A 21062-nucleotide genomic window follows, 5' to 3' on the forward strand; every position below is an offset into this window, starting at 1 on the left:
GGAACGTCATGCAGGCGTCCCCGGTTGACCCTCTTGACCCGCCGTGTAATCTTTATAGAACGAACGGTCGGTAATTTATTCTGCTGCCGGCCCCCTCTCTGGTGAAGGATGTTCTCATGGTCGAGGCTTTTCTCGTTGGCGGTGCCCGCACCGCGGTTGGCCGGTACGGGGGAGCCCTGTCCGCGGTCCGTCCCGATGACCTGGCGGCGCTGGTGGTGCGTGAGGCCGTCGCCCGCGCCGGCGTCGATCCGGACGCAGTGGAGGAGGTCATCCTCGGCAACGCCAACGGAGCCGGCGAGGAAAACCGCAACGTCGCCCGGATGGCCACATTGCTGGCCGGACTCCCGCTGCACATCCCCGGAATCACCGTCAACCGGCTCTGTGCCTCCGGCCTGAGCGCCATCATCATGGCCAGCCACATGATCAAGGCCGGCGCCGCGGACATCGTGATCGCAGGCGGCGTCGAGTCCATGAGCCGCGCGCCCTGGGTGCAGGAAAAGCCGCAGACAGCCTTCGCCAAGCCCGGCGAGATCTTCGACACCTCCATCGGCTGGCGCTTCACCAACCCGCTGTTCCAGAAGGGCGAGCTCTCCCGCGACGGGAAGATGACCTACTCCATGCCGGAAACCGCGGAGGAGGTGGCCCGGGTCGACGGGATCACCCGGGACGACGCCGACGCGTTCGCCGTCCGCTCGCACGAACGGGCCCTCGCCGCGATCGCCGCAGGCCGGTTCGCCGACGAAATCGTTCCCGTCACCGTCAAGACCCGCAAGGGCGAGACCGTGGTGGACACCGACGAGGGCCCCCGCCCCGGCACCACCGCAGAGGTGCTCGCCGGGCTGCGCCCCGTCGTCGCGGGCGGCTCGGTGGTCACCGCGGGCAACTCCTCCACCCTCAACGACGGCGCCTCCGCGATCATCGTCGCCTCCGAGGCCGCCATCCGGAAGCTCGGCCTGACCCCGCGGGCGCGCATCATCGCCGGGGCCTCCGCCGGCTGCGAGCCCGAGATCATGGGCATTGGCCCGGTCCCGGCCACCCGCAAGGCCCTCGCGGCTGCCGGGCTCGGCGTCGGCGACCTCGGCGCCGTCGAACTCAACGAAGCCTTCGCCACCCAGTCGCTGGCCAGCATGCGCCGGCTGGACCTGGACCCGGAAATCGTGAACCGCGACGGCGGCGCGATCTCCTTGGGCCACCCGCTGGGCTCCTCCGGCTCGCGGATCGCCATCACCCTGCTGGGCCGGATGGAACGCGAGAACGCCAAGGTGGGCCTCGCCACCATGTGCGTGGGCGTCGGACAGGGCACCGCGATGCTGCTGGAGCGGGTCTAATGGCGGTCGCCGGGCTGGACACCTCTGGCTTCGTAACGCTCCTGGTCGAGGAGCACCCCGATAGGCTGGTGGTGCTGCTCAACCGGCCCGAGGTCCGCAATGCAATCGACCAGCAGATGGTCGACGAGCTTCACCGGGTCTGCGCCTACTTGGAACAGGCCCCCAAGGTGCTGATCATCGCCGGGACCAACGGCGTATTCGCCTCCGGTGCGGACATCGCTCAGCTGCGCGAACGCCGCCGCGACGACGCACTGCAGGGCATCAACTCGACGATCTTCGTCCGGATCGCCAAGCTGCCCATGCCGGTCATCGCGGCCCTCGACGGCTTCTGCCTCGGCGGCGGCGCGGAGCTGGCCTACGCCGCCGACTTCCGCATCGGCACGCCCGAGGTCGGGATCGGCAACCCCGAAACCGGCCTAGGCATCCTGGCCGCGGCCGGAGCCAGCTGGCGGCTCAAGGAACTCGTCGGCGAGCCCGTGGCCAAGGAAATCCTGCTGGCCGGGACCGTCCTGCGCGCCGACCGGGCCCTCGCCGTCGGCCTCATCACCGAAATCCACGAAGCGGACCGGCTCATGAATGCCGCCCACGATCTCGCGGACCGGATCGGCCGGCAGGACCCGCTGGCGGTGCGGATCACCAAGTCCGTCTTCCACGCCCCCGCCGAGGCGCACCCGCTGATCGACCAACTGGCCCAGGGCATCCTCTTCGAATCCCAGGCCAAGTTCGACCGGATGCAGGCGTTCTTGGACAAGAAAAGCGACAAGAAGAGCGACAAGAAAAACGCTAAAGCAACTTCCACACCTCAAGACCAGCACGACGGGACGAAGTAACTATGAGCAATTCCGCACAGTCCGCCCCCACGTTCGACGGCGTTCTTCCCCGGTTCGTCGGGGTGCTCGGCGGCGGCCGCATGGGCGCCGGTATCGCCCACGCCTTCCTGATCAAGGGCTCGGACGTGCTGGTGGTCGAACGCGACGAGCAGTCGGCCGAGGCCGCCCGCGAGCGGGTTGAGTCAGCCGCCGCCAAGAGCATCGAGCGGGGAGCCGTCGACGGCAACCTCGACGAGATGGTCTCCCGCCTCGCCGTCTCCGTGGATTACGACGACTTCAAGGACCGTCAGCTGGTGGTCGAGGCCGTTCCGGAAGACTGGGACCTCAAGGTCGCCTCGCTGCGCGGCATCGAGGAGCGCCTGGCCGACGACGCGTACCTCGCCTCCAACACCTCCTCACTCTCCGTGAACGGGCTGGCGCGCGAACTGGCACGGCCGAAAAATTTCCTGGGCCTGCACTTCTTCAACCCGGTGCCGGCCTCCACCCTGATCGAGGTGGTCCTGGGCGAGCAGACCTCTGACGCGGTGGCCACCGCGGCGCGCGGCTGGGTCGAGGCGCTCGGCAAGACCGCCGTCGTCGTCAATGACGCCCCCGGCTTCGCATCCTCCCGGCTGGGCGTCGCGATCGCGCTGGAAGCGATGCGCATGGTCGAGGAAGGCGTCGCGTCCGCCGAGGACATCGACAACGCCATGGTCCTGGGCTACAAGCACCCCACCGGCCCGCTTCGGACTACGGACATCGTGGGCCTGGACGTCCGCCTGGGCATCGCCGAGTACCTCGCCTCGACCCTGGGTGACCGCTTCGCGCCGCCGCAGATCCTGCGCGACAAGGTGGCCCGGGGCGAGCTCGGCCGGAAGACCGGAAAGGGATTCTTCGACTGGATCAGCTGAACCGGCCCCAGGGGCCGGGAGGTTGCCCGGCCCCCTTGAGCCGCGGCGCCTAGTTGGCGTGCGTGGCCAGTGAGTCCAACGTCCGCTTCATCCCGTCCATGGCCGGGTCAGCGAGCTTCTGGAACATCGGCCGGGCGATCGGCTCGGCCAGCTTCATCCAGCCCTTGAGCTGGAATTCCGCGGTGTACTGGACCTCGCTGCCGGAGCCCGCGGGCCGGACCTCAATGGTATCCACCGAGATGACGCTCTTGTTCTCACCGCGGAGCACGATCTCCGAACCGGAGAGCTTCACCACCTCGTAGGTCAGGCTCTGGCGCTTGCCGCGGAACTCCGCCTCCGCGTGGTACCGGTGGCCCACCGCGACCGGACCGTCGGTGAGCTTCTTGACCACCGGCGTTCCGGGGTCCCACTCGGGCGTGTGCTCGAAGGCGGAGAGGTAGGCGAAGGCCTTGCCGGCCTCCAGCGGGGTGCGGACCGTGCCGGTGACTGTGATCATGGGCCCAGCCTACCCACGGCGTCCAGCCCCGGCCGGGGGTCGGCCGCCGCCACGGGCCTAGGATGGTGCCGTGAACCCCTTCCAGCCGCTCACACTGACCGGCCGCTACGTTGCCCTCGAACCCCTGGACCCCAGCCACCACGACGGGCTGGTGGACGCCGTTCGCGACGGGGAGCTGTGGAAGCTCTGGTACACCGCGGTCCCCGCGCCGGAGGCCATGAGCGCCGAGATCGACCGGCGGCTGACTCTGCAGGCGGCCGGCTCCATGCTGCCGTTCACCACACGGCTGCTCGATCCCGCCACCGGCGAACCTGGCCGGATCATCGGGATGACCACCTACATGAACATCGACGCCGCCGTGCCCCGGTTGGAGATCGGCTCCACCTGGAACGCCGCCTCCGCGCACGGCACCGGCAGCAACCCCGACTCCAAGCTGCTCCTGCTCCGGCACGCCTTCGAGACCCTGGGCTGCCCCGCCGTCGAATTCCGCACGCACTGGCTCAACCACCAGTCCCGCGAGGCGATCGCCCGGCTCGGCGCCAAACAGGACGGGGTGCTGCGCAGCCACACCAGGAGCGCCGACGGCGCGCTGCGGGACACCGTGGTGTTCTCGATCCTGGAGCACGAATGGCCCATGGTCCGGAACAACCTGGAGTACCGCCTCGCCCGGCAGCGGCCCGGCAGGGTACCGGCCCAATGAGCGCCGAGGGAGCCGTCGGCGGGGCGGTCACCTGGGACGGGGCGGTGAACGCCTGGCACGTCGGCGGCGCGGTCTACCGGATGGGCCGGCGCGAGTGGCTCACCGAGGCCGGCTGGCGGCAGGCGTACGACGCCGGGATCCGCACCGTTATCGACCTGCGCAACCCGGAGGAGATCCGCCGCCGCGAGACGGATCCGCGGGTGCCGGAGGCGGCGCTGGCGCCGTTCGACGTCGTCCATGCGCCCACCGAGGACCCCGCCAACGAGGAATTCCGGGCCCTCTGCGTGCCCTACCTGAACGACCCCGCGTCCTACCCGGACAACGCCCGGCTCTTCCCGGACCGGATGGTCCGGGCGTTCCGGGCCATCGCGGCCGCGCCCGCCGGCGTCGTGCTGCACTGCTCCGCCGGCCGGGACCGCAGCGGCATGATCGCCGCGATGCTCCAGGACCTCGCCGGGGCGGGAGAACACACCATCGCCCTCGCCTACGAACGGGCCATGCGCGGCATCAACGAACACCACCGCGTCTCCCTGGTGAAGCACCCGCACGAGCGCTACCTGACCGAGTCCGAACTGACACCGCTGCTGGCCGCCCGGCAGGCCAGTCTCCTGAGTTTCCTGCGCAACCTCAGGACTTCCACATTTTTGGGCCACAATGGCGTAACGGAGGGGGAGCTGGCGGCCATTCGGGCCAAACTCGGACGCTAAAGTGACCGGGTGAAGATAGCAAAAAGCGTTCCTGCGCTGCGGATGACGGCCGCCGTGGCCGTCGCGCTCGCCGGAGCGTCCCTGGCCGTTCCCGCGCTCGCCGAAACGGGCTCCGTCCAGCCGGCCCCCGCCGCCACCTCCAGCCCCTCCGCCTCTGCCGGGGTAATTGCCGCGCCGACGGCCTCTCCGACGAGGTCCCCCGTGCCTGCCTCTCCCGCGACTGCCTCTCCCACAACGGCGGCTTCCGCCCCGACTGCTCCGACGACGCAGCCTGCCCCGGGCATCAGTGCGGACGGCCTCGCCGAGGCGACCCTCCGCGACCTCGGCATGACCCTTGAGCAGTTCAACGCCGCCGGTGAGCTCGCCCGCCGCGCCGCCGACGCCCTCCCCTCCCTGTCCGGGCTGCCCGGCTACGTCGGGATCAGCATCAGCAACGGCAGGATCATCATTGACGGACAGGGCGCCGAGCTGCAGGCCCGGGTAGATGCCCTCAACGCGGCCGGGCCCACGGCCGTGTTCACCCTCGCAGCCCCGGCCGCACCGGCCCCGGTACCCAGCGCCGCCGACCTCATAGCTGCCAGCACCGACCAGCTCTTCGCCGCCTACGTCCACGACGTCGGACCCGCAGGACTGCAGGCCGTGGCCTACGCCGGCGGCCACTTCGTCATCCGGGCCGGCGGCGTGAACGCCGCCGAGGAAACCCCCGCCACCCCCGCCCCGGCTCCCGCGGCGACGGCGACGTCCGCTCCCACCGCGGGAGCGACGAACGTCCCGGCGGGCGCCAGCCCGGCCCTGACCACGGCCGCCCCCGGCAAGATCTCCCCGGCGGCGTTCGTGGCCCGCTACAAGAACGTCCAGCTGGAGAAATCCGCCCCGATCACCACCGAGGCCAGCACCGATTACTTCGGCGGCCAGGGCTACGTTACGGATGTGAGCACCATCTGCTCCGCCGGGTTCGGCGCCTATGATCCGACCGGGCTCCCGCTGATCCTGACCGCCGGCCACTGCGCCGAAGACGGCATCAGTAAGACCACCACCGTGGAGCCGGCCGCCGCGGCGACGGCGGGCGGCGCGACCATGCCCCTCCCGACCACCCGCGACCCGCTGGGCACCTTTGGCTTCAGCCAGTTCGGCGGCCCCGGCAACACAGCCATCACGGGAACGCAGGACAACCCGGGCAACATCGGCACCGACATCGCCGTCATCCAGGGCCTCGCTGCCGGCGTCACGCCCCGGCCCGCCGCCACCACCTGGGACAACGTGGCCAACCCGGCGCCGTCGTCGGTCAAGATCATCGGCACACTCGCCCCCGTCCAGGGCCAGGCGGTCTGCCACTCGGGCCGGACCAGCGGCTGGAAGTGCGGCACCGTCGACACCGTGGGCATCATGCTCATCCCGGGACGGGCCAGCGTTGCGCCGAACTACGACAACGATCTGCGCGCCGTACGCGCCTTCGACTCGACCACGGTGAAGTCCGCCGGCGGCGACTCGGGCGGGCCCTGGATCAGCGGCAACTTCGCCGTCGGCACCCACACCGGGGCCGAGACCCAGAACGGGACCCAGCTGCGCGCCATCGCCGCAACCCTGCGGGACGCCATGGAGACGGTCCCACTGAAGGACAACGTCCAGCTGCAGCTGTTCCTCAACGCACCGCAGCTCGACGGGACCGTCAGCGGCGCCACGCTCCAGCCCGGGACCACGATCCACGGCAAGGTGGCGGCTGCCCCCGCCTCCGCCGTCGCTTCCGGCTCCTCGGTCCGCCTGACCCGCGAGGGCGCCAGCGTCGACCTTCCTGTGGACAAGGATGGCAACTGGTCCTTCACACTGCCGGCCACCGAAGGGAAGTTCGCCTACACCGCGGCAACCGTCAACGGTTTCAGCCACTCGGAGACCACCGCGTTCGCCCTGACGGCCTCGGTGCTGACCGCCCCCGCCATCACCACCCCCGCCGCGGTCCCCACCGCCTCGGCACCTGCCCTGATCGAGGGCACCGGAACGCCGGGCAACACCGTCGCGGTGACCGGCGCCGTCACCGGCTCCTCCACGGTCGCCGCCGACGGCCGCTGGAGCGTCCCGTTCGGGAGCGGCCCGCTGTACGGCAAGCTCGCGGTCTCGGCGGTGCAGACCTCCCCGGGCCATGAGGACGGTCCCGCGGCCACCGCCGTGTACCTGGTCCAGCCGCCGGTCCCCGCCCTGGCACAGTCCCTCGACGGGGCCACGTTCCGGCAGGATGCGCTGCCCAAGACCATCTCGGGCACCGGGGTGGAGGGCGCCTCGGTCAGCGTGAGCATCGACGGCGTCCCGCTGGATGCCGGCCAGGGCGGCGGCCCCGGCGTCGGCGGTAAGGCCGTCTCCGGCTCACTGGCCCTGGCGGTCCTCGCCACCGGCGGGCACTGGTCCGTGCCGTTCCCCACGGGGCTGGCCGCGGGACAGCACACCCTGACCGTGTCCCAGTCCCTGGACGGCATTGCCTCCCCGCCGCTGTCCTCCACGTTCTCGATCAGCGCACCGGTGGCGGCCGCCGCCGCGGCCGCGTCCCCGGACCGTTCCGCCGGGACGCCCGTGCTCGCCAGCACCGGCGCCGGCGGACTGGTGCCCGCTGCCGGCGCCGCCGCGGCCGCGGTCCTGCTGGGCACCGTCATGCTGGTCCTGGGCCGCCGCCGGAAGCCGGCGGCGCCGGAATCTGCCCGGTAAATCGGACACAACAAAGCCCGGTGGGACGGGGCCTCCAGGGTCCGGCCGCGCTTTGCGTTTAGCCGAAGTTCGCGACGTAGCTTGGCTTGCCCACCTCGGCGGTGGTCACCGGGGCGCCGGTGTCGTTGACCACGTGGTCCAGCGTTCCCGCGCCCAGGTTCACGGTCAGTAGCCCGTGCAGCTTCACGCCCGGGGTGACCGGGACCTCGAAGCCGCGGGTGGCGTGGATCGAGGGATTCACATTGGTGTAGACGTAGCTGCCGCCGCCCCAGAGCTCGTGGGACCGGACCGCATCGGCCACCTTGTACCCGGCCCAGCCGAGGACGCCGTCGTGCTGCCAGGCGGCCTGGTTCGGAGCGTCGTAGGGCAGCTCGTTCTGGAAGAAGACCGTCCGTCCGCGCTCACCGTTCCAGGTCACGTTGTACTTCTGGTAATGCTCCACGAACAGGCCGGTGGCGGTGACGTCGTCGCCGTTGATGGTGACGCCGTTGTCCGCCGTGTTGGTGTCCCAGCCCACGCCGTTGCCGTGGTCCGCGCGCCAGGCCCAGATGTGGTCCAGGAGCACGCCGTCGCTGTTGACCTCGAGGCTGACGGAGGCCTTGCCCACGTGCGGGCCACCGATGCGGAAGAACACGTCGTGCAGGGCCGTGGGGTTGGCCGGGTCCCCGTGCTTGCCGGAGGCGTCCGTGTGGGAGGCGTTGCCCTTGGCCTTACCCAGCCGCATCAGCGCCGGGGAGTTCACGGTGCCGGCGTCGATGGTGAGGCCGGCGACCTGGACGCCGGAGACGTCCGCGACCTCCAGTGGAACGGCGCCGCCGACGGCGGTCAGGGTGGTCATGCCGAGCCCCAGGACCACGGTGTCGGCACGCTTGACCTCGAGGGTGCGGTCGATGTTGTACACGCCCGGGGTGAAGAGCAGGTTCTTGCCGCGGGCCAGCTGGACGTTGATGTCCTTGGCCGAATCGGCGGGCGTGGCCACGTAGAAGTCGGAGAGCGGCACGCTGCGTCCCGCCGTCGGACCGTTCTCCCAGGTGGTGCCGGAGGAGTTCTGCCGCGCGGAGGGAACGAACACGCTGTAGTTGCCGGCGCCGTCGATGGCCAGGTACGGCTTTTCGCGGCTGACCGGGGTGTTGGCCAGTGTGGTGTACGGCGGGTCCGGGAAGGACTGCGCCGGTGCGCCGTTGACGCCGGAGAAGACCTGGTTCCAGACGGCGTTGGACCAGCCGCCGAGGCTGCTGTCGCGGACGTAGTACTGCTGCTGGGAGCCGTTGATCACGGACCCGGTCTTGGAGTCGGCGATGAAGCCGCCGCTGGCGTACTGCGGGCCGGCGGTGCAGTAATCCATCAGGGTGAGGTTTCCGCCGGTGACGTTGACCCGCCGCATCGGCGAGGCCTGCGATGCGGCCCAGAAGTTGGCCGAGGCGCGGCAGCCATCCAGGCCGGTGACGTTGATGGTGAGGTTGGAGACGGACCGCCAGAAGTTGTTCAGGGCGATGCAGTTGTCCGCGGTCAGGCAGCGGTTGTAGGTGTCCACGTGGCCGTTGATGGTCACGTCGGTGGGGGAGTTGCCCAGGCCCGCCACCTCGGTGGAGTAGCCCACCTGGATGATCAGAGGTGTCTGCGCGGTGCCGTAGGTGCCGGGCTTGAAGAGCAGCGAGTAGCGGTTGGTGCCCATCTCGTCGTCGACCTGCTGGGCGGCTATGGCGTCGACGGTGGCCTGGATCTGCGCCACCGGCATGCTCGGATCGAAGACCCGGACGTTGGGGCCGAACGCGGACGCGGCGCCGGGTGCCGGCTTGCCCACCGCGGCGGGCTGCGCTGGAGCGGACTGCGCCCGAGTGGGCTGCGCCGCAGGGGTGGCGGGGGCTGCCGGGACGACGACGGCGGCTGGCGCGGGGCCGGTCCCGGCGGGTACGGCGGCGGTGGCCGCGGTGCTGCCGGCCAGGGCCGCGGCGAGGGCGACGACACCCCCGACGATTAGCCGGCCTGCGCCGTGCGGGGAGGTGCGGAGGCCCGGCGGGGACGCCGGGTGGGACGGGAAGTGGGCTAGCGGCATTGCTCGGCCTGCTCTCTGTGGGGGTGGCGGGGCTCCGTGCGGAAGGTTGTGGGAGCGCTCCCATCCGGGGAAGCGTAACACCGGCCCCGGATCCCGGACAAGGCCTCATCCCCGGCCGGATCCCGTATTCTCAAGGTGATGAGCGCACAGACCCACCACGGATCCCGGCCGGGAGCGGCCCGTCCCACTCCCACGCTTGAAGACCTGGCGACGGCGGCGGGCGTGTCCCGTTCCACCGCCTCCCGGGCGATCAACGGCGGCTCCAGGGTCAGCCCGGAGGCCAAAGCCGCCGTGGACGCCGCCGTGATCTCCCTGGGTTACACCCCGAACCGGGCGGCCCGCAGCCTGGTCACGCGCCGGACGTCCTCGATCGCGCTCGTCATCAACGAACCCGATGCCAGGGTCATGATGGACCCGTTCTTTGCCGCGGTCATTACCGGGGTGACCGAGGCGCTGCGGGAGACGGACATGCAGCTGGTCCTGCTGATGTCCCGGGCCGGCGGGGACCCGTCCCGGACGGTCCGCTACCTGCGCGGCGGCCACGTCGACGGCGCCATTGTCGTCTCGCACCACAAGACGGACGGCTGGACGGAAGAGCTGGCGGCCTCCGGGCTGCCCACCGTCTTCATCGGCCGGCCCTGGGACACCGGGCTGGGCATCCACTACGTGGACGTGGACAGCTTCGAGGGCGCCCGGCAGGCGGCGCTGCACCTGGCCGCCACCGGGCGCCGCCGGCTGGCCACCATCACCGGTCCGCTGGACATGACCGCCGCGGCGGACCGGCTCGAGGGCTGGCGGGCGGGCCTCAAGGATGCCGGGCTGCCGGCCGGCCCTGAGGAGCCGGGCGACTTCACGGCGGCCGGCGGCACCGAGGCCGCCGCCCGGCTGCTGGCCCGCGATCGCGGCATCGACGGTATTTTCGCCGCGTCCGACCTGATGGCCCGGGGTGCCATCACGGCCCTGCAGGCGGCCGGCCGCACGGTGCCCGGCGACGTCGCCGTCGTCGGTTTTGACGACCACCTGTCCGGGCCGGGGGAACTGCCCCTGACCACGGTCAACCAGCCCACCGTGGACATGGCCGCGCAGGCCGGGCGCCTGCTGCTGGCCGACATCGAGAACCCCGGGGCCGGCCGCGAGCCGTTGATCTTCCCGGCACGCCTGGTGGCCCGGGCCAGCACGGAGCCGGCCGCCCGCTAGCCGGTTCCCCCTTGAAGGGGCCCCGACCTCAGCCTCGGCGCCCCGGCTCAGCCCTTCCGGTCCAGCAGCAGGTTGGTGATCCGGAGCGTGCACAGTCGCTCGCCGGCGGCGTTGCTGATGACCACCTCGTGGGTGGTGACGGTGCCGCCCAGGTGGATGGGCGTCGCGGTGATGGTGACCAGGCCCTCCCGGGCGGACTTGTGGTGGGTGGCGGAGACGTCGACGCCGACGGCCGTCTTGCCCAGCGTGCTGGCGTGCTTCACCGCGGCCCAGGAGCCGACGGCCTCGCCCACGGCCAGCGATGCGCCGCCGTGCAGCAGGCCGAACGACTGACGGTTGCCCTCCACGGGCATGGTGGCCACCACGCGCTGAACCGATTCCTCGACGATCTTCACGCCCATCTTCTCGTCGAGCTCGCCGAGGATGATCTTCCAGGGCTCGTTGGCGCCGGGCTGGGTGGTCATCGGGGTCTCCTCAGGTTCGGGACGGGTCGGGGCGGAACCGGAACAGGGCCGGGGCGGGCCCGCAATGGTCCCGCGGTACTAGTGTGCCGCAGGCCTTAGTCATGTACTGTGGTCATATTACCGAACGGCCGGTCAGTAATGTTCCGGACGTGCTGCTCTTGCCCCGCGTTGGAAGGACCCGTCAACGATGACCACCACTGCAACAGCTCCCGCATCCGCCGTGGATACCGCCGAAATCGTCCCCAGCTTCGTCCGGGGTTCCTGGTGGACGCCGGACGCAGCAGCCGCCGCCTCCGCCGCCCCGGTCCTGGACGCCAGCACGGGGGAGCTGCTCGCCAGGGTCAGCACCGAGGGCCTGGACCTCGCCGCCGTCGTCGACTACGGCCGCACCACCGGGCAGGCGGCACTCGGCCGGCTGACGTTCCACCAGCGTGCCCTCAAGCTCAAGGAACTCGCCCAGTACCTCAACGGCCGCCGGGACGAGTTTTACGCCCTCTCCGCCCAGACCGGCGCCACCAAGGTCGACTCCATGATCGACATCGACGGCGGCATCGGCGTGCTCTTCACCTTCGGTTCCAAGGGCCGCCGCGAGCTGCCCAACTCCCAGGTGGTGGTGGACGGGCCGATGGAGATCCTGTCCAAGGACGGCTCCTTCGCCGGCGAGCACATCTACACGCGGATCCCCGGCGTTGCGGTCCAGATCAACGCTTTCAACTTCCCGGTCTGGGGCATGCTGGAGAAGCTCGCCCCGGCCTTCATCGCCGGTGTCCCCACTATCGTCAAACCCGCGACCCCCACCGGCTACGTCGCCGCGGCCGTGGTGAAGGCGATCGATGAGTCCGGCATCCTGCCCGAGGGCTCCCTGCAGCTGGTGTCCGGCTCCGTCCGCACCCTGCTGGACCACCTCGACTACCGCGACCTGGTCGCCTTCACCGGCTCGGCGTCCACCGCCAACACGCTGAAGTCCCACCCCAACGTGGTCAAGGGCGGCGTCCGCTTCACCTCCGAGACGGACTCGCTCAACGCCGCCATCCTCGGCCCCGACGCCGTCAAGGGCACGCCCGAATTCGATGCCTTCGTCAAGTCCCTCGTCACCGAGATGACCGCCAAGGCCGGCCAGAAGTGCACCTCGATCCGCCGCGCGATCGTGCCGCAGGAGCTTGTCGCGGACGTCGCCGCCGCGGTGGGGGAGCGGATCAACGAACGCGTCGTCCTTGGCGACCCGCGGGCCGAGGGCGTCACGATGGGTGCCCTCGCCTCCCTTGAGCAGCTCGCCGATGTGCGCGCCGCCGTCCAGTCCATGCTCGACGCCGGCGGTGAGCTGGCCTACGGCTCCCTCGACGCCCCGAAGGTCACCAGCGCGGACGGGAGCGTCGGCGTCGTCGAAGGGGGCGCCTTCATGTCGCCGGTGCTGCTGCGCTGGGCCGACCCCGAGGCCGAGGAGATCCACTCGCTGGAGGCCTTCGGCCCGGTCTCGTCCGTGATCGGTTACAGCGACATCGCCGACGCCGTCCGCCTCGCCGCCCGCGGCGGCGGCTCCCTGGTCGCCTCCGTCTGCACCAACGACCCCGACGTGGCTCGCGAACTGGTCACCGGCATCGCCGCGCACCACGGCCGTGTGCTGATGCTCAACCGCGAGGATGCCCGCAGCTCCACCGGCCACGGTTCCCCGGTCCCGCACCTGGTCCACGGCGGCCCCGGCCGGGCCGGCGGCGGTGAGGAACTCGGCGGCATCCGCTCGGTGATGCACCACATGCAGCGCACCGCCATTCAGGGCTCGCCCAACATGCTCACCGCCGTCACCGGCGTCTGGCACACCGGCGCGGACCGCAACTTCACCGTCGAGACCGAGGGCCTGCACCCGTTCCGCAAGCCGCTGGCGACCCTGCGCATCGGCGATGCCGTCCGTTCCGGGCTGCGCGAGGTGACGCTGGAGGACATCACCACGTTCGCCAACTCCACCGGCGACACCTTCTACGCGCACACCAACCAGGAAGCGGCCGAGGCCAACCCGTTCTTCCCCGGCATCGTGGCGCACGGCTACCTGCTGCTCTCCTGGGGAGCCGGGCTGTTCGTGGAACCCGCCCCGGGTCCGGTGCTGGCCAACTACGGCCTGGAGAACCTGCGCTTCATCACGCCGGTGGCCGCCGGGGACTCCATCCGGGTCACCCTGACGGCCAAGAAGATCACCCCGCGCGAGACCGACGAATACGGCGAGGTGGCCTGGGATGCCGTCCTGACCAACCAGAACGATGAGATCGTGGCCACGTACGACGTCCTCACCCTGGTCGAAAAGTAACCCCATCCCGGCGTTCCCTCAGATCTGGCGTCTTCCCACCGGACGCCCCCTCACGCTGTGAGGGGGCGTCCGTCGTCGGGCCACCGGATGTGAGGGAGGACGGGGCGAAGTGCCCGTTCCTCCAGCCCCTCTCCGGCGTACCATCGTGCCCGTAGGAGGTGGCGTCATGTCCCTGGTACTCAACAAAGCCACAACCATCCTGCCCGTCGACGACGCGGCGCGTGCCCGGCACTTTTACGCGGACACCCTGGGACTCCCACACCGCGGCGTGGCAGGCGACGGCAGCGAAATCTTCGGTTCGGACGGCGGCCCGCTGCTCCAGCTCATGCCGGTCACGGACGGAAAGCACTCCGAGCACACCGCCCTGAGCTTCGAGGTCAGCGGCATCGAACGCACGGTTCAGGACATGGAAGCCCGGGGCGTCACGTTCCAGGACTACGACCTTCCCGGACTCAAGACCGAGAACCACATCTGCACCACGGACTCCGAGAAGTGCGCGTGGTTCATGGACACCGAGCACAACGTTCTCTGCATCCACGAGAACCTGCCCGGCCCGGCTGACTACCAGCTCTGAGCGGGCCGACTTCGGTGCGGGCCAACGCTGGCGGGACGGCGGGGAGTGGTGCGCGCATGACGCAGTCGACTCCCCGGCCGGCAGGCGACTCCCGCAGCCGGCGTCGTGTCTGGTTCCCCACCACCCGCACCGGCAAGGTGGCCCTGATGCTGGCTTACCTCGCGGTGCTGTCGCCCTTCTGGACTCTGGTGGGTTTGGGTCAGGCTGTGTTCATGGCGGGAGCTTCCGACGACGTGGTGGTCGCCATGCTGGCCTGCTCCGTGGCCGCGCTCTGGGGCGCCATCTTGCTGGCGAAGGAGCGGTCCCTCCTGGTCGCTGCCTTTACCGTGATCCTGTCCGCGGCCTTGATGAGCCTCATCTGGTGGATCGTGACCGCCCGGGGCGGAGCCGTCCTGTGACGACGGCGGCCAAGCCGGGCGGACGTCCGAGGACCTGGTGGCCCACCACCCGCACCGGGAGGGTGGCCCTCGCCGTCGACGTCGTGATGCTCGGATTTCCGCTCTGGCTGTTCCCGTCGTGGTATCTGGTGACGTACCTCGCCGGCGCCGGGACCTTCTTTGAATCGCCCCGGGCGGTGTTTGCCAACAGCGTGTTCCAGGCCGCCGTCGTGGCCGTCGCCGCGCTCACCAACCTTGCGGCACTGGTCCTGGCGAGGGACCGCTCCGTGGTGCTGGTCATGGCGGTGATCCCGCTGTCCGGGGTGTTGGCCTACATGGGCTGGGTGGCGGCCGTCCGCGGGTTCCCGGGAATCGTTCCCGGCTAGGGCCTCCGCCGAGGGGCTAGTCCGGCACGTGGAGGCCGTGGAAGGCCATGGTGATGACGTCGTCGGCGAGCTTCTCGGGGGAGAGGGAGCCGCCGGGTTTGTACCACTCGACGATCGAGTTGATGGTGCCGAACAGCAGGCGGGTAACGGTCCGCGGGTCGATGTCCTGGCGGAGCGAGCCCTCGTCGCGGGCGGCGGAAATCAGTGCGGCGACCTTGTGGTCGAAGGTGCGGCGGCGGGCCAGGGCGTCCCGTTCGATCTCGGTGTTGCCGCGGAGCCGCAGCAGGAGGGTGACGAACGACAGCCGCTCCACGAGCACCGAGATGGTCTCGCGGAGCACGAACTCCAGCCGGGCGTCCGCGGAACCGGTCTGCGCCTCGGGCCGGTCCAGGATGGCCTCGAGGCCGCCCAGGGCGTGGTCGAGCGCGAGCTTCAGCAGGTCACCCTTGGAGGGGACGTGGTGGTAGATCGCGGACTTGGAGATGCCCAGGTTCTCGGCGAGGATGCCCATCGACGTGGCGTCGTAGCCGTGCCGGTTAAAGACATCGACGGCAATCATCAGCACGGACTGCTGGTCGTAGCCGGGCCGGCCGCGCTTGGTGGTAGCTGAAGTGGGCATACTCGCTAGTTTCTCATGACGGGCCGGCCCGGCCGCCGCGCCGGGGTGCGACGCGGCTGCCGGGCCGGAATAGTTCGGGCGGTTCTCAGCCCTTGGGGCGCATGTCGTAGATCCGGCGGAGCTTGCCGTTGGAGCGCTCCAGGGAGCCGGGTTCGACGACGTCGACGGCGCAGGAGGAGCCGACGTGGATCTTGATCTGCTGCTGCAGCACCTTCGCCGCCGTAGCGCTGCTCTCCACCGAGACGGCGTCGCGCCGTTCGATCTTGACCGTGAGCTGGTCCATCCGCTGGCCCTCGGGACGGGTAAGTTCCAGCTGGAAGTGCGGGCTGAGCTCCGGGATCCGCAGCGCGATTTCCTCGATCTGGGACGGGAAAAGGTTCACGCCGCGCAGGATGATCATGTCGTCGCTACGGCCCGTGATCCGGCCCATGCGGCGGTGCGCGGGACGCGCCGTGCCGGGCAGCAGCCGGGTGAGGTCCTTGGTGCGGTAGCGGATAATCGGCAGCGCCTGCTTGGTCAGCGAGGTGAAGACCAGTTCGCCGTGCTGGCCGTCGCCCAGCACCGACTCGACGCCGACGGCCGGGTTGAACGGGTCGATGATCTCGGGCCGGAAGTGGTCCTCCCAGATGTGGCTGCCGTCCTGGGTCTCGACGGCCTCGCCGGCGACGCCGGGGCCCATGACCTCGGAGAGGCCGTAGATGTCGCAGGCCTTGAGGTTCATGGTGACCTCGAGTTCGTGCCGCATCTCCTCGGTCCACGGCTCGGCCCCGAGCACCGCGTACTTCAGCGAGGTGGATGCCGGGTCGATGCCCTGCTTGATCATGGCGTCGGCGATGGTCAGCAGGTAGGTGGGGGTGGCCAGGATGGCGTCCGGCTCGAAGTCCTGGATGAGCTGGATCTGGCGTTCGGTCTGGCCGCCGGAGATCGGGATGACCGTGCAGCCCAGGGCCTCGGCGCCGGCGTGGGCGCCCATGCCGCCGGTGAACAGGCCGTAGCCGTAGGCGTTGTGGACCTTCATGCCGGGCCGGACGCCGGAGGCGCGGAGGGAGCGGGCCACGAGCTTGGCCCAGTCGGCGAGGTCCTGCTTGGTGTAGCCCACCACCGTGGCGCGGCCGGTGGTGCCGGAGCTGGCGTGGATCCGGGCTACCTCGTTCTGCGGCACCGCGAACATGCCAAACGGGTACTCCAGGCGGAGGTCTTCCTTCGTGGTGAACGGAAACTTCCCCAGGTCCGAGAGTTCGCGCAGGTCGGTGGGGTGCACCCCGGCCTCGTCGAACTTCCGCTTGTACAGCGGGACCCTGTCGTAGGCGTAGGCCACGGTGTGCTGGAGCCGGGAGAGCTGGAGGGCCTCGAGCTCGTCGCGGGAGATGGTTTCTTCGCGGTCCAGGACGGCGTCGCTGGTGGCGAGGGCGGATTCAGCGGTGGGGGTGGTCATCTGCGTCCTACGTTTCTATTTCTTGGAGATGGTGCGGCTGCGGCCGCGGAACTCGGCGATGAGTTCTCCCGCGCCGGCGGGGGTGGAGGGGGATGCTGCGGTGAGGTCGACGGCGTCGGGATCGGCGGCGTAGATCTGGACGTCGTAGATGCCGCTGCGGCCGGTGCTGGCGCGGCGGTTGGCGACGGCGGTGAGGACCTGGCCGCGGTAGGCGGACTTGATGAAGTTGATGTCGACGCCGGAGGCCACCGTCATAGTCCCAGTGTCATCCCCGGCTCCGCCGGGTGCGGGTGCGGCGGGGTTGCAGGCCAGGGCGAAGGCGGTGTCCCCGAAGGCGAAGATCATCCCGCCGTGGGCCATCCCGAAACCGTTGAGCATTTCCTGACGCAGCGGCATCCGCAGCGTGGCGTGGCCGTCGGCGAGTCCGAGGACTTCAATGCCCATCCACTCGGAGGCATAGTCGTTGTTCAGGAGCGGGTGGGTCTTCCCCGGAATTGTCAGTTCAGCCATGCGTCGTTGCCTCCAGCTTTATTTACCGAATGTTCATTAGGTAATCCCATCGCGGGCCCCGCTGTCAAGGGGTGTAAGTATGCTGGGACACATGGCCAAGGGAATCTACGTCAGCGCAACCACGCCGGGATCCGGCAAGTCCCTCGTCGCCCTGGGCCTCGCGGACACGCTGCACCGGCACGCGGACCGCATCGGCTTTTTCAAACCCGTCGTCCACGGCCACGCTGACGTCGACCCCATGGTGTCGCTGATGAAGGCACGCTTCGACCTCGACGACGCCCGGTGCCGGAGCGGGCTGACGTTCGAGGAGGTCCGCAGCCTCCTCGCCGAGGGCAAGCGGGAGGAGATCGACTCCCGCTGCGTCGAGATCTTCGCCGAGATGGGCCGGCACTCCGACGTGATCATCATCGAGGGCACGGACCTCACCGGCCAGGACGCCGCCGTCGAATTCGACCTGAATGCCCGGCTCGCCAACAACCTGTCAGCACCCGTCGTCGCCGTCGTGGGGGCCAAGGGCCGCACCGTCGCGGAGACCGCCGACGCCGTCGAGGTGGCCCGCAAGGAACTCATCGCCGAGCGCTGCACGCTGCTGGCGATCATGGTCAACCGCGCCGAACCGGAGGACCTGGAGGGGATCGCGGCCGCGGTCCGGCCCGGCGCGTCTGGCCGCCCGGTCTACGTCTTCCCGGAGCTGGAGGACATTGCCCGGCCCACCACCGGCGAGGTGGCCTCCGCCTTGGGCCTCGGCCAGGTGGCGGGCCTGCCTGACCTGGAGCGGGACGTGCACTCGGTGAAGGTGGCGGCCATGAACGTGGCGAACTTCCTGCACGTGCTCGACGACGGCGCCCTGGTGATCGTCCCGGGCGACCGCGCCGACGTGCTGGTTGCCTGCCTGGCGTCCTCCTTCTCGCCGGAGTTCCCGGTCCCGTCCGCGCTCATCCTTACCGGCGGCCTGGCCCCCGATCCCACCATCTACTCTCTGCTGGCGCAGGCGCCGTTCCCGATTTTCGCCGCCCCGGATGACACCTATGTGACCGCCAAGCGCGTCTCCGAGGTCCGCAGCGAGATCTGGTCCGGGCACCGCCGCAAGGTGGCCTCCGCGCTGGGCCTGTGGTCCAAGCAGGTGGACGAGGCCGAACTGCTGGAGCGGCTGCACCTGCCGCGGCCGGAGCGGATGACACCGCTGCGTTTCCTGCACGACCTGATCGAGCGGGCCCGCTCGCAGCGCCGCCACATCGTGTTGCCCGAGGGCAAGGACGTGCGGATCCTGCGGGCCGCGGAGATCCTGCACCGCCGCGACGTCTGCGACCTGACGGTGCTGGGCCGCGAGGCCGAGGTCCGCGAGCTCGCCGCCACCCAGGGCATCGACCTGGCCGGGATCAACATCGTGGACCCGGCCACCTCGGAGCTGCGCCAGGGCTTCGCGGAGAAGTACGCCGAGCTGCGCGCGCACAAGGGAGTGGACCTGGCGAAGGCGCTGGAGGTGATGCAGGACGAGAGCTACTTCGGCACCATGATGGTGCAGCTGGGCGTGGTTGACGGCATGGTCTCCGGCGCCGCCCACACCACGGCGCACACCATCCGGCCGGCCCTGGAGTTCGTGAAGACCCGCGAGGGCGTCAAGATCGTTTCTTCCGTGTTCCTGATGCTAATGCCGGACCGCGTACTGGTCTACGGCGACTGCGCCGTGAACCCCGAGCCGAACGTCGAACAGCTCGCCGACATCGCCCTCGCCTCGGCCGAGACCGCCGCGCAGTTCGGCGTCGAACCCCGGGTGGCGATGCTGTCCTACTCCACCGGCGGCTCCGGCTCCGGGGAGGCCGTGGAGGCCGTCCGCAAGGCCACCGAGCTGGTCCGAGAACGCCGTCCGGACCTGGCCGTCGAGGGGCCCATCCAATACGACGCCGCCGTTGACGCATCGATCGCGGCCTCGAAGATGCCCGGTTCCACCGTGGCCGGCCAGGCGACGGTGTTCATCTTCCCGGACCTGAACACCGGCAACAACACGTACAAGGCGGTGCAGCAGTCCTCCGGGGCGGTCGCCGTCGGGCCGGTCCTGCAGGGCCTGCGCAAGCCGGTCAACGACCTTTCGCGCGGCTGCACGGTGGACGACATCCTGAACACCGTCGCTATCACCGCCATCCAGGCCCAGTCCGTTCCGGCAGCCGCATCCCGCGAAGTGCCCCAGCCCGCCCAGTCCGTCGACGCCCAGGCCTAGGAGGCCCCCGTGCTCGTGCTCGTCATCAACTCCGGTTCGTCCTCGCTGAAGTACCAGGTCCGTGACGTGGAGGCCGGCAGTGTCCTGGCCGAGGGGCTGGTGGAACGGATCGGCATGGGCAACGGCGGTGGCGGCGACGGCGCCGTCGAGGGCCCCCGGGACCACGCCGAAGCGCTGGAACTGGTCGACGGCGCCATCCACGAGGCGCTGGGGGACCGCGCCCTGGACGCCGTGGGCCACCGCGTGGTGCACGGCGGCGAACGGTTCGCCGAGCCGGAACTGATCAACAACGAGATCACCCGTGCCATCGAGCGGCTCAACCCGCTGGCGCCGCTGCACAATCCGGCCAATGTCCTGGGCATCCGGGCCATCGCGAAGAAGTGGCCGGACCTGCCGCAGGTGGCCGTGTTCGACACCGCCTTCCATCGCACCCTGCCCGAGCACGCCTGGCGGTACGCGGTACCGGATGTGCTGTACACCAACCACGGCATCCGGCGGTACGGCTTCCACGGCACCTCGCACGAGTACGTTGCGCACCGGGCCGCAGCCCTGCTGGACGTGCCGGTGGAGGAGTTCGACGCCGTGATTGCCCACCTGGGCAACGGTGCTTCCGTCACCGCGATCCACGGCGGGAAGTCGATCGACACGTCGATGGGGTTCACGCCTCTCGAGGGCCTGGTGATGGGCACCCGTTCGGGCGACCTGGACCCCTCGATCCTGGTTTTCCTGGGCCGCGCGGGCTGGTCCGCCGAGGACATCGACTCCATGCTCAACCGCCAGTCCGGGCTCAAGGGCCTGGCCGGGAACAACGACATGCGCTCCGTGGTCGAGGCCGCTGAGGCCGGGGACGCGAAGGCCGCCATGGCGCTCGCGGTGGCCTCCTACCGGCTGGCCAAGTACATCGGCGGCTACCACGTGGCTGTCGGCGGGGCGAAGGCGCTGGTCTTCACCGCCGGCATCGGGGAGAACTCCCACCAGTTCCGGAACCTCGTGGCCGAACGGCTCGGCGCGCTGGGCATCGAACTGGACACCGCCCTGAACCGGGAACGCTCAAAGGAACCGCGGGTGATCTCGACGCCGGAGTCCGCCATCCCGGTGCTGGTGGTCCCCACCGACGAGGAGCGCGCCATCGCCGAGGCGACCGCCGCCGTCGTCTCCGCTTCCCGGTAGGCACGGAGCGGTTTCGGGGCCGGCGCCGCTGGAACGCTCGCGCTAGTGAAGCCGTCGACTTGCCAGAAACGGCCGCTATGGGAGTGCCATAGCGGCCATTTCTGGCATACAG

Annotated in this window: 19 protein-coding genes; 13 read left to right on the top strand and 6 right to left on the bottom strand. The window is 70.2% G+C overall.

Annotated elements, in window-relative coordinates; translation table 11 throughout:
• The first annotated feature begins 116 nt into the window (after positions 1–116).
• The 3 genes from ABC337_RS10995 to ABC337_RS11005 are packed head-to-tail and all read left to right on the top strand — an operon-like array spanning position 117 to position 3048.
• Positions 117–1328: a thiolase family protein gene (locus ABC337_RS10995; RefSeq protein WP_412883925.1), complete on the top strand. Its 1212-nt coding sequence runs from the start codon at positions 117–119 to the stop codon at positions 1326–1328.
• Positions 1328–2158: an enoyl-CoA hydratase/isomerase family protein gene (locus ABC337_RS11000; protein ID WP_412883924.1), complete on the top strand. Its 831-nt coding sequence runs from the start codon at positions 1328–1330 to the stop codon at positions 2156–2158. The genes ABC337_RS10995 and ABC337_RS11000 overlap by 1 nt, the downstream gene beginning before the upstream one ends.
• 2 nt (positions 2159–2160) lie before the next feature.
• The gene (locus ABC337_RS11005) at positions 2161–3048 is read left to right on the top strand and encodes a 3-hydroxyacyl-CoA dehydrogenase family protein (protein ID WP_412883923.1); all 888 of its coding nucleotides are present in this window, start codon (positions 2161–2163) and stop codon (positions 3046–3048) included.
• Between the two features lie 49 nt (positions 3049–3097).
• Here the strand turns inward: ABC337_RS11005 and ABC337_RS11010 are convergent, their stop codons facing one another.
• Positions 3098–3544 carry an SRPBCC family protein gene (locus ABC337_RS11010; protein WP_412883922.1) on the bottom strand — a complete coding sequence of 149 codons (447 nt, stop codon included), beginning with the start codon at positions 3542–3544 and terminating at the stop codon, positions 3098–3100.
• A 70-nt stretch (positions 3545–3614) separates the two neighbouring features.
• On the opposite strand from ABC337_RS11010, the gene ABC337_RS11015 reads away from it, so the two are divergent.
• The 3 genes from ABC337_RS11015 to ABC337_RS11025 are packed head-to-tail and all read left to right on the top strand — an operon-like array spanning position 3615 to position 7645.
• Positions 3615–4244 (top strand): GNAT family N-acetyltransferase, encoded by a 630-nt coding sequence (locus tag ABC337_RS11015; RefSeq protein WP_412883921.1) that lies wholly within the window; start codon positions 3615–3617, stop codon positions 4242–4244.
• Positions 4241–4951, top strand: coding sequence for a tyrosine-protein phosphatase (locus tag ABC337_RS11020; RefSeq protein ID WP_412883920.1), 711 nt, complete (start codon positions 4241–4243; stop codon positions 4949–4951). The genes ABC337_RS11015 and ABC337_RS11020 overlap by 4 nt, the downstream gene beginning before the upstream one ends.
• Positions 4952–4960: 9 nt before the next feature.
• The gene (locus ABC337_RS11025) at positions 4961–7645 is read left to right on the top strand and encodes a S1 family peptidase (RefSeq protein WP_412883919.1); all 2685 of its coding nucleotides are present in this window, start codon (positions 4961–4963) and stop codon (positions 7643–7645) included.
• Between the two features lie 58 nt (positions 7646–7703).
• Here the strand turns inward: ABC337_RS11025 and ABC337_RS11030 are convergent, their stop codons facing one another.
• Complete coding sequence (locus ABC337_RS11030; RefSeq protein ID WP_412883918.1) at positions 7704–9701, bottom strand: adenylyl cyclase; 1998 nt, start codon at positions 9699–9701, stop codon at positions 7704–7706.
• A gap of 138 nt (positions 9702–9839) precedes the next feature.
• On the opposite strand from ABC337_RS11030, the gene ABC337_RS11035 reads away from it, so the two are divergent.
• On the top strand, positions 9840–10898 hold the full coding sequence (locus ABC337_RS11035) for a LacI family DNA-binding transcriptional regulator (protein ID WP_412883917.1): 1059 nt from the start codon (positions 9840–9842) through the stop codon (positions 10896–10898).
• A 47-nt stretch (positions 10899–10945) separates the two neighbouring features.
• On the opposite strand, the gene ABC337_RS11040 is transcribed toward ABC337_RS11035, so the two are convergent.
• Complete coding sequence (locus ABC337_RS11040; RefSeq protein ID WP_412883916.1) at positions 10946–11362, bottom strand: PaaI family thioesterase; 417 nt, start codon at positions 11360–11362, stop codon at positions 10946–10948.
• Between the two features lie 187 nt (positions 11363–11549).
• Between ABC337_RS11040 and paaZ the strand changes: the two genes are divergently transcribed.
• The 4 genes from paaZ (at position 11550) to ABC337_RS11060 (ending at position 14998) form a co-directional block, all read left to right on the top strand.
• Complete coding sequence (gene paaZ, locus ABC337_RS11045) at positions 11550–13661, top strand: phenylacetic acid degradation bifunctional protein PaaZ (RefSeq protein WP_412883915.1); 2112 nt, start codon at positions 11550–11552, stop codon at positions 13659–13661.
• 166 nt (positions 13662–13827) lie between these two features.
• Positions 13828–14235 carry a VOC family protein gene (locus ABC337_RS11050; protein ID WP_412883914.1) on the top strand — a complete coding sequence of 136 codons (408 nt, stop codon included), beginning with the start codon at positions 13828–13830 and terminating at the stop codon, positions 14233–14235.
• A 56-nt stretch (positions 14236–14291) separates the two neighbouring features.
• Positions 14292–14633 (top strand): hypothetical protein, encoded by a 342-nt coding sequence (locus ABC337_RS11055; protein WP_412883913.1) that lies wholly within the window; start codon positions 14292–14294, stop codon positions 14631–14633.
• Complete coding sequence (locus tag ABC337_RS11060; RefSeq protein ID WP_412883912.1) at positions 14630–14998, top strand: hypothetical protein; 369 nt, start codon at positions 14630–14632, stop codon at positions 14996–14998. Before ABC337_RS11055 ends, ABC337_RS11060 begins: the two co-directional genes overlap by 4 nt.
• Before the next feature lie 16 nt (positions 14999–15014).
• Here the strand turns inward: ABC337_RS11060 and ABC337_RS11065 are convergent, their stop codons facing one another.
• The 3 genes from ABC337_RS11065 to ABC337_RS11075 form a co-directional block, all read right to left on the bottom strand.
• Positions 15015–15617, bottom strand: a complete 603-nt coding sequence (locus ABC337_RS11065) for a TetR/AcrR family transcriptional regulator (RefSeq protein ID WP_412883911.1) — start codon at positions 15615–15617, stop codon at positions 15015–15017.
• Positions 15618–15702: 85 nt separating this feature from the next.
• Complete coding sequence (paaK, locus tag ABC337_RS11070) at positions 15703–17052, bottom strand: phenylacetate--CoA ligase PaaK (protein ID WP_412883910.1); 1350 nt, start codon at positions 17050–17052, stop codon at positions 15703–15705.
• Positions 17053–17067: 15 nt separating this feature from the next.
• Complete coding sequence (locus ABC337_RS11075; RefSeq protein WP_412883909.1) at positions 17068–17562, bottom strand: hotdog fold thioesterase; 495 nt, start codon at positions 17560–17562, stop codon at positions 17068–17070.
• A gap of 91 nt (positions 17563–17653) precedes the next feature.
• Between ABC337_RS11075 and pta the strand changes: the two genes are divergently transcribed.
• On the top strand, positions 17654–19780 hold the full coding sequence (gene pta / locus ABC337_RS11080) for a phosphate acetyltransferase (RefSeq protein WP_412883908.1): 2127 nt from the start codon (positions 17654–17656) through the stop codon (positions 19778–19780).
• Between the two features lie 9 nt (positions 19781–19789).
• Positions 19790–20950, top strand: coding sequence for an acetate kinase (locus tag ABC337_RS11085; RefSeq protein ID WP_412883907.1), 1161 nt, complete (start codon positions 19790–19792; stop codon positions 20948–20950).
• Positions 20951–21062 lie beyond the last annotated feature (112 nt).

This window comes from Arthrobacter phoenicis (assembly GCF_047238215.1).
Classification (GTDB): domain Bacteria; phylum Actinomycetota; class Actinomycetes; order Actinomycetales; family Micrococcaceae; genus Arthrobacter.

What these genes read in the sequence shown, in the direction of transcription:
- ABC337_RS10995 (WP_412883925.1), top strand. Translation starts at nt 117, where the DNA reads ATGGTCGAGGCTTTTCTCGTTGGCGGTGCCCGCACCGCGGTTGGCCGG.
- ABC337_RS11000 (WP_412883924.1), top strand. Translation starts at nt 1,328, where the DNA reads ATGGCGGTCGCCGGGCTGGACACCTCTGGCTTCGTAACGCTCCTGGTC.
- ABC337_RS11005 (WP_412883923.1), top strand. Translation starts at nt 2,161, where the DNA reads ATGAGCAATTCCGCACAGTCCGCCCCCACGTTCGACGGCGTTCTTCCC.
- ABC337_RS11010 (WP_412883922.1), bottom strand. Translation starts at nt 3,544, where the DNA reads ATGATCACAGTCACCGGCACGGTCCGCACCCCGCTGGAGGCCGGCAAG.
- ABC337_RS11020 (WP_412883920.1), top strand. Translation starts at nt 4,241, where the DNA reads ATGAGCGCCGAGGGAGCCGTCGGCGGGGCGGTCACCTGGGACGGGGCG.
- ABC337_RS11030 (WP_412883918.1), bottom strand. Translation starts at nt 9,701, where the DNA reads ATGCCGCTAGCCCACTTCCCGTCCCACCCGGCGTCCCCGCCGGGCCTC.
- ABC337_RS11035 (WP_412883917.1), top strand. Translation starts at nt 9,840, where the DNA reads ATGAGCGCACAGACCCACCACGGATCCCGGCCGGGAGCGGCCCGTCCC.
- ABC337_RS11040 (WP_412883916.1), bottom strand. Translation starts at nt 11,362, where the DNA reads ATGACCACCCAGCCCGGCGCCAACGAGCCCTGGAAGATCATCCTCGGC.
- paaZ (WP_412883915.1), top strand. Translation starts at nt 11,550, where the DNA reads ATGACCACCACTGCAACAGCTCCCGCATCCGCCGTGGATACCGCCGAA.
- ABC337_RS11050 (WP_412883914.1), top strand. Translation starts at nt 13,828, where the DNA reads ATGTCCCTGGTACTCAACAAAGCCACAACCATCCTGCCCGTCGACGAC.
- ABC337_RS11055 (WP_412883913.1), top strand. Translation starts at nt 14,292, where the DNA reads ATGACGCAGTCGACTCCCCGGCCGGCAGGCGACTCCCGCAGCCGGCGT.
- ABC337_RS11065 (WP_412883911.1), bottom strand. Translation starts at nt 15,617, where the DNA reads ATGCCCACTTCAGCTACCACCAAGCGCGGCCGGCCCGGCTACGACCAG.
- paaK (WP_412883910.1), bottom strand. Translation starts at nt 17,052, where the DNA reads ATGACCACCCCCACCGCTGAATCCGCCCTCGCCACCAGCGACGCCGTC.
- ABC337_RS11075 (WP_412883909.1), bottom strand. Translation starts at nt 17,562, where the DNA reads ATGGCTGAACTGACAATTCCGGGGAAGACCCACCCGCTCCTGAACAAC.
- pta (WP_412883908.1), top strand. Translation starts at nt 17,654, where the DNA reads ATGGCCAAGGGAATCTACGTCAGCGCAACCACGCCGGGATCCGGCAAG.